Raw genomic sequence first — 862 nt, forward strand, 5'->3', positions numbered from 1 at the left:
TGCAACAAACCGAAAAAATAGCTGGAATCCGTCTGAGCCCGTTAAGAATGCAAGTTTGCATGTTTCATTTTCTGAATACGAGGAAAAGAAAAACTAACATCCCCTATAAAGGAGCGAATGGTTATGGAACATGTGAAAGCCCTTGCCATCAAAGGCATCATGACGATTGTGATTCTGTACCTTGTTCTAGGGCTCGGGTTTAGTTTTAGTTTTGAAAACACCCTATTCATCACGATTGTTCTTGGCGCAGTATCCTATTTGCTGGGTGATTTGTTTATTCTGCCGAAAACCAACAACATCACGGCCACTTTAGCCGATTTAGGCGTCGCTTTTCTTGTCGTTTGGCTGATGGCTCTTGCGATGGGAACGGCTGCCAACACCGCTGCATTGGCCGCGTTTTTTGCAGCTGTCGCTATGGCGATCGGTGAATACATTTTCCATTTTTACTTGATGAATAAAGGCCTTGGCTCGCCCAACCGCAGAATGGAAACGAGAACGGAATAACAATAAAAAAAGAACGTCCAGTTGGCTGGACGTTTCTTAATTTTGGATAGAGATTTTCCCAATACGGCCGCACTCTTCTGCAAACCAGATCGAATGGGCTGATCCGGCCGCTATCCCGTGCGGTTCAGAATCTGCCGTCGGGATTGGATATTCCGTAATATCCCCGTCGACTGTAATGCGGCCGATTTGACCCGCGCCCCATTCCGTAAACCACAGTGCTCCGTCACCGCCTGCGGCAATCGCGTGCGGGCGTGCATGCGCTGTCGGAAGCTGGTATTCGCTGATCTTTCCTGAGACCGTTATTCTCCCAATTTGATTTGCGTTTATTTCTGTAAACCATAAAGCCCCGTCCGGGCCG

2 protein-coding genes are annotated in these 862 nt (G+C 48.0%); one reads left to right on the plus strand and one right to left on the minus strand.

The window, feature by feature from the left end; all coding sequences use genetic code 11:
* Positions 1-123: 123 nt before the first annotated feature.
* The gene (locus ACWHAR_RS24960; protein WP_003178548.1) at positions 124-504 is read left to right on the plus strand and encodes a DUF2512 family protein; all 381 of its coding nucleotides are present in this window, start codon (positions 124-126) and stop codon (positions 502-504) included.
* Positions 505-540: 36 nt separating this feature from the next.
* Here the strand turns inward: ACWHAR_RS24960 and ACWHAR_RS24965 are convergent.
* A partial coding sequence (locus ACWHAR_RS24965) for a Vgb family protein (RefSeq protein WP_452088167.1) occupies positions 541-862 on the minus strand: 322 nt, incomplete at its 5' end.

The organism is Bacillus sp. LR--39 (assembly GCF_053613335.1).

Bases quoted from the DNA above. Each gene is read 5' to 3' on its own strand.
- ACWHAR_RS24960 (WP_003178548.1), top strand. From the start codon at position 124: ATGGAACATGTGAAAGCCCTTGCCATCAAAGGCATCATGACGATTGTG.